Annotated in this window: 4 protein-coding genes; 3 read left to right on the top strand and 1 reads right to left on the bottom strand. The window is 62.8% G+C overall.

Translation table 11 applies throughout. The annotated features are described in order from the left end of the window. Positions 1-312: 312 nt before the first annotated feature. A complete protein-coding gene (locus tag V7D81_RS17510; RefSeq protein ID WP_324318636.1) occupies positions 313-1,920 on the bottom strand; it encodes a carboxylesterase/lipase family protein in 1,608 nt (535 codons plus the stop codon). 92 nt (positions 1,921-2,012) lie between these two features. Between V7D81_RS17510 and V7D81_RS17505 the strand changes: the two genes are divergently transcribed. The 3 genes from V7D81_RS17505 to V7D81_RS17495 are packed head-to-tail and all read left to right on the top strand — an operon-like array spanning position 2,013 to position 6,442. Beyond that, complete coding sequence (locus V7D81_RS17505; protein WP_324318634.1) at positions 2,013-3,320, top strand: efflux RND transporter periplasmic adaptor subunit; 1,308 nt, start codon at positions 2,013-2,015, stop codon at positions 3,318-3,320. Beyond that, entirely contained in the window at positions 3,320-3,985 is a 666-nt protein-coding gene (locus V7D81_RS17500; protein WP_349257687.1) for an ABC transporter ATP-binding protein, read from the top strand. The genes V7D81_RS17505 and V7D81_RS17500 overlap by 1 nt, the downstream gene beginning before the upstream one ends. A 9-nt stretch (positions 3,986-3,994) precedes the next feature. Then, positions 3,995-6,442 carry an FtsX-like permease family protein gene (locus tag V7D81_RS17495; protein WP_324318630.1) on the top strand — a complete coding sequence of 816 codons (2,448 nt, stop codon included), beginning with the start codon at positions 3,995-3,997 and terminating at the stop codon, positions 6,440-6,442. The last annotated feature ends 5 nt before the right edge of the window (positions 6,443-6,447 follow it).

Here is a 6,447-nt window from a genome sequence, read left to right as displayed (position 1 = left end):
ACAACGCCTCCATCACCTTCATTTCGAGCTTGCTGAGTTTCGGCGAGGCCATGGGAGTGCTTTTCCGGCTTGCGGGCGGTGGCCCGTAAACTACTACGTCTGTCGTATTGCGATCAAATGGGAGAAGAGGTCGAAGACATCGCCTCTGGTCCGGTCCCCTCCTCCGCGCAGCGGGGGAGGGTTAGGGTGGGGGCTTCTTAACTGTGGGGCCGGCTTCAGCCGGCCTCTTTTCGGAGTCAGGCTAAAGCCTGACCTACAGCCCCCCCACTGTCCTTCCCCCGCTGCGTAGAGGAAGGGACGCTCGATTCGACCTCATGGCTGCGGGTTCAGATGCTCGTCCATCAGCTGGTGCTCGTCCTGATGCGGTAGTGGACCCGGCCGGGTGCCGTCCTCTGCAAGGTACTGAACCTGCCGATGACGATTGAAGGCAGGCCATGGCGGCAGATCGTCGCCGTTCGGATTGCCGGTTCTGGCGAAGTTCGTCCAGTAGGCAGGGCTCTGTCGCGCGAGCGCCAGATCCTGGCGGGCCTTCCAGGGCCACTGCGTGAATACCCGCATCCATCCGGGCACAGTGCCGAACACGTAGGGCAGTTCCGCGCCATGCGCAGCGCCCATTTTCCGCAACAGGCCGAAGGGTGGCTGTTTCGTGAAGTAGTAGACATAGACGTCGCTACTGCCGGTCATGCCATGAAGTCGCGCCCAGGTGGCGACATTCCAGTTGATCGCTTCCTCGCCTTTCAGGCGCACGAAGGAGCGGACGGCCTCCTCATCGGTTTCCGCCGGAAACATTTCGAGGACGCGCGGTGTCAGCGTTCCATAGCGCGCCCGGACGCGCGAAGTGAAAGCGGCAGCAGTTGCTGGAGCCGCTTCGTCGATATTCGCGCCCTCAAACTCGTTGTAGCCGACGAGGATCGGTACCTTGTGCTGTCTGCCTTGCCTGTACGACTCCTGCGAGTCTGTCAGCACTGCGTAGCCGTCGATGATCGGCAGCCGCCTCCAAACGTCCGGCAGTGGCGTTTCGATGATCTTCGCGGCAGGCAGTTGTCGCAGTTCGTGGATCGATGAGGCGCCGAAGCTGTGCGCGAGTTCGATGCCGGCCTGTTCCGCCTCCGCAAGAAATGCGTTGCCGCCCGGCGATCCCCCCGGATGGAAATCGCCGCCGCTTTCGCCGATGACCCGGTGGAACAGTCCCTCCGCGAGGGGTGACGTCATCAGGCGACTCGCACTGAACGCACCAGCGGAGTGGCCCATCAGTGTGACGTTGTCAGGATCGCCGCCGAATGCCGCGATGTTGTCGCGCACCCAGCGCAGGCCCGCGATCATGTCGAGAAGCGCATAGTTTCCCGAGGTGTGGTAGCTCGCTTCCCGCGTGAGATCGGGATGCGCGAGCCAGCCGAGCACACCGAGGCGATAGCTCAGATTGACGGTGACGACGCCATGCCGAACCAGACCATCGCCCCAGTACGGGCGTGGTGATGCAGAGCCGTCGATATTGCCGCCGCCGTGCAGGAAGACAATCACGGGAAGCTTCTTCGTCCCGGATGACTTTGGCGTCCAGAGATTCAGGTACAGGCAGTCTTCGCTGATCGCGCCGCGCGCCATACCGGGGATCGGCGTGCCGGGCTGCATGCACGCGGGTTTGAATGCGGTCGCCTGAAGCACGCCGGACCATGAAGGTGCCGGCTGAGGCGCACGCCACCGCAGATCGCCCACCGGCGCTGCCGCAAAAGGAATGCCGCGGTACACCACGACATCGTCCACGACAGCGCCCTGAACTGCCCCGTCCCGGAGTTGCACGACAGGCCCTGGTACGAGCGGCGGCGGCGGTCGTCGCGACCAGATGAAGACGGCAGCCGTGAGCGCCACAGGAATCGCCAGTACGGCGGCCAGCAGGATCAACCAGAGGCGACGTTGCTTCATGATCGGTGCCGGATTCCTGTTTAACCACGATAATAGTCAATTCTATTACTAATGTAGTAGATTGATGCGAACTGCTCAACCGCCTCGTACTCATGAAGACCATGTCAGGCATGGATCAGAAGATCGTTGTGTCCCGGTGGCGCGCCAGGAATCTCTGGCTGATCGCCGCAGCGTGCGCTGCGGTGCTGGTTCTGGCCTTCATGGGGTTGGCGGGCAGCAAGACGCGGTCCACCGTCAAGCCCGAGCGGCTGAGTGTCGCCCAGGTGCAGCGCGGGGAGTTTCATGAATACGTGCCGGTGAACGGCACGGTGCTGCCGAGCGCAACCGTCTTCCTCGATCTGGAGGAGGGCGGAATCGTGGAACACGTCTACCTGCAGCCGGGCGCCATGGTGAAGCAGGGCGACCTCATCCTGTCGTTCTCGAACAATGCGGTGCAGAAGCAGAACATCGAAGCGGAGACCCGGCTGCTCGAAAATCTCAACGAGCTGAGAAACTCCCGCTATACGCTCGCCCGCTCCGGCTTGATGCTCAGACAGGATCTTCTTGACGTCGAGTACGAGATCCAGGAGCTGCAGAGGACACATCAGCGCTACGAGCGGCTGATGAGTTCGCGCAGTGCGGCGTTGTCGCGGGAGCAGTACGAAACGTCGCGGGACAAGCTCGAGTACCTGCAGCGAAAGCACGCCCTGCTGGAGGAGCGCATCGAGCGCGAGACCGGGCTGCAGCAACAGCAGGAAGCCCAGATTCAATCTTCGATGGAACGCGTGAGTCGCAATCTGCAGGTGCTGTCGAGGATCGTGGACAGTCTGGAAGTGCGCGCGCCGGTGGACGGTCTGCTGTCGGCGCTGGGTGCGGAGCAGGGGCAGAGCTTCCAGCGTGGAGAACGCATCGGTCAGATCGATCAGGCGAGCGGTTTCAAGGTCCGCGCCGACGTCGATCAGTACTACGTCTCGTCGGTGGCGACGGGCCGGATCTCGCAGTTCACGTTCAACGGGCGTGTGCATGAGCTGAAGATCGTCAAGATCTATCCGGAAGTGAGGCAGGAGATGTTTCAGGCCGACATGGAATTCGTCGGCGCGATGCCCGAGGGACTCAAGCGCGGGCAGAAACTGCAACTGCAGCTCAGCCTGAGCGAATCGCGCGCCGCCACCCTTGTCGAGAAGGGGCAGTTCACTCGCGCAACGGGCGGACGCTGGGTCTATCTGCTGGCGCCGGACGGTCGCTCGGCGGTGCGTACGCCAGTCGTACTTGGCCGGCAGAATCCGCAGTACGTCGAGGTGCTCGAAGGGTTGCGGCCGGGCGACTGGATAGTCACGTCCAGCTACGAAAATTTCGGTGGCGTCGAGGAAGTGGCGCTGCCCGAACCGCCGCCTGCGTTCAGGAACGGGAGAGAAGAGTGATCATCCAGACCGAGAAGCTTGCGAAGGTGTTTCGCACCACGGAGGTGGAAACCACGGCGCTGAACGACCTCAGCATTCAGGTGGACGCAGGAGAGTTCATCGCGCTCATGGGCCCTTCGGGCTGCGGCAAATCCACCTTGCTGCATATTCTCGGCCTGATCGATGTGCCCACGAGCGGCAGTTACCGTTTCCTGGGTGAGGAAGTCGTTGGCTGCTCCGTTGCCGAGCTTGCCCGCCTGCGCAAGGCGAACCTGGGATTCATCTTCCAGAGCTTCAATCTCATCGACGAACTGACGGTGTTCGAGAACGTCGAGCTGCCGCTCAAGTACAACGACGTGCCTGCGATCGAGCGCAAACAGCGGGTGGAAGCCGTATTGGAGAAGATGAACGTCGCGCATCGTCGCAACCATTTCCCCGTGCAACTCTCCGGCGGTCAACAGCAGCGCGTCGCCGTCGCCCGCGCCGTGGTCACGGCGCCCAGGATGATCCTGGCGGACGAGCCCACCGGCAACCTGGACTCCGAGCATGGAGAGGACGTCATGAAGGTGCTGCACAAGCTCAACGAAGAAGGCAGCACCATCTTCATGGTGACGCATTCGCAGCGTGATGCCGCGTACTCGAAGCGGCTGATTCGCATGTTCGACGGGCGGATCACGCAGGGCTGAGGCAGCGGCATGGCAGGGGACACCATGATCGTCGCGCTGCGCCGTCTGTCGCGCGAGAAGCGCTACGCAGCGATCAACGTCCTGACGCTGGCGCTCGGCATCGCCAGCTGCGTGCTGATCGCCCTCTACCTGCGCAGCGAGCTTGCCTACGACCGCTGGCAGGCCAATCACGATCGCATCTACCGCATGACCACGTCGTTCGTCGGTCCCAACGGTGAGTCGCGCTCGGCCCTGAGTCAGGAAGGTCTCGGGCCCCTGCTGATGCAGGACTATCCGCAGCTCGGCGAACAAGTGCGCTTCATGCGCCCGCCCGAAGGAACCGTGCTGCGCTTCGAGAACAACCAGCGCCCCTGGGAGAATCTCTATCTTGCGGATGCGAGCGTGTTCGAGATCTTCACGCACCAGATTCTCTACGGCGACGCCAGGACGGCGTTCGCCAAGCCGTTCTCGATCGCGATCAGCGAGCGCGTGGCGAGCTACTACTTCGGCGACGAGAATCCGATCGGCAGGACGATCATGGCGGCGAACCTGCCGTTCATGGTGACGCTCGTCTATGCCGATCTGCCGGAGAACACGCACCTGCGGTACGACGCGCTGTTTCCGCTGGCATTGATGGACCTGATGTTTCCCGGCTTCAGCAAGAGCTACGTCAGCCGGCTGTGGACCCGTGGTGTGTATACGTACGTGAGGGTGCCGCCGCAGTTCGATCCGCGCGACTTCAACTCGCTGGTCGACGGCTTCGTCGCCAGGTACATGACGGACCGCTCGGGCGCGCAGGGGAACAGGCGGTTCGAAGCGAGGCTCCAGCCGCTCGCCGACGTGCACTACGGCGAGAAGCTGGACGACGATCTGCCCACAGGCAACCTCTCCTATACATACGGATTCGGCGCCATCGCCGTGTTCATTCTGCTGGCTGCCTGCATCAACTACACGAACCTCGCAACGGCGCGAGCGGCGAGGCGCGCCAGAGAGGTGGGGATGCGCAAGGTGCTCGGTGCGACCCGGGTGGAACTCGTCGGGCAGTTCCTCGGCGAGTCGCTGGTCTTCACGGCGATTGCGCTGATCGCGGGCGTGCTGCTTGCGGCGCTGGTGCTTGCCCTGACGCCGATCGGCACTCTGATGGGTCATCAGCAATTGCTCGCCGGGATGTCTGACCCCGATGTGTGGGGAGGCATGTTGCTGCTGGGGCTGATCGTCGCGCTGTTGTCGGGGCTGTATCCCGCCTTCCATCTCTCGGAAATCTCGCCGCTCGCCGCACTCACTCACCTGCGCAGATCGTGGCAGACCGGTTTCAATCTGAGACAGATCCTGGTCGCGATCCAGGTCGCGATTTCCATCGGCGTCATCGCCTGTACTTTTCTGATGATGAGCCAGATGCGGTATGTCCACGAGAAGCCGCTGGGTTTCGCCAGGGACAATCGCCTGATCGTCACGCTGTATGGCTATGACGTGGTCCGGAACCTTCCGACCATCAAGACCGAGCTGCGGCGGCTGGACAACGTACGGAACGTTTCCACCATCAACATCGTGCCCGGCACCGGCAGCAGCAACATTCGCATGCGGGTCGAAAGCACGCAGGGCACGCTCGAGCCGACCGAACTCGCCGCCCTGTGGATCGATCCCACCTTTCCCGACAGCATGGAGCTGCAGATCATCGAAGGTCGCGCATTCTCGGAGCAGATGGGCAGCGACCTGCAGGAAGCGGCGCTGGTCAACGAAACCCTGGTGCGCCGGTTCGGTTGGGACCACGCGGTGGGCAAGCGCATTCAGACCGTGGGGACGGGCTCGCGCACGCGATTGGTCGTCGGCGTAGTGAAGGACTTCCACTACGCATCGTTGCACAACGCGGTCGGTCCGATGGTGATGATCCCGCTGGAGGAGCGCTACGACGAGGCGCTGCCGTTGCAGAAGGCGGTACTGCAATCCTCGGTCATCATCTCGCTGTCAGGCGAGCGTGTGGGCGAAACGTTGCAGCACATCAAGCAGCTCATGGGCCGGTTCGATCCGACGTTCAACTTCCAGCCGGTGTTTCTCGAGGATCGTCTGGAGCAGCTGTACCGGACGGAGGCGAGACTGCTGGCGCTTACCGGCATCTTCGCCGGCATCTGCATCGCCCTCTCCATCATCGGCATTGCGGCGCTGTCCGCATTCATGGTCGAGCAGCGAAGCCGCGAGATCGGGATACGCAAGCTGCTCGGCGCCTCCGATCGCAGCATCCTCACGATGCTGGGGCGACCGCTGTTGCTGCTGGTGATCGCCGCGGCCGTGCCAGCGTCCATCCTGGCCTGCTACGCGATCGACCGGTGGCTGCAGCGGTTCGAATATCACGCCGGGATCACGGCCGGCCCCTTCGTGCTGGCGACATTCCTGATTGCCGCCGTCACGCTGATGACGGCCGCGTTGCAGGCGGGCAAGGCGATGCGGACCAATCCGGTAGAGGTGCTGCGTTACGAGTAGCAAGA

It is taken from the genome of Povalibacter sp. (assembly GCF_036735925.1).
Classification (GTDB): Bacteria; Pseudomonadota; Gammaproteobacteria; order Steroidobacterales; family Steroidobacteraceae; genus Steroidobacter.
The sequence above is the reverse complement of the archived record's forward strand: the minus strand, read 5'-3'. Positions and strand labels throughout refer to the sequence as shown.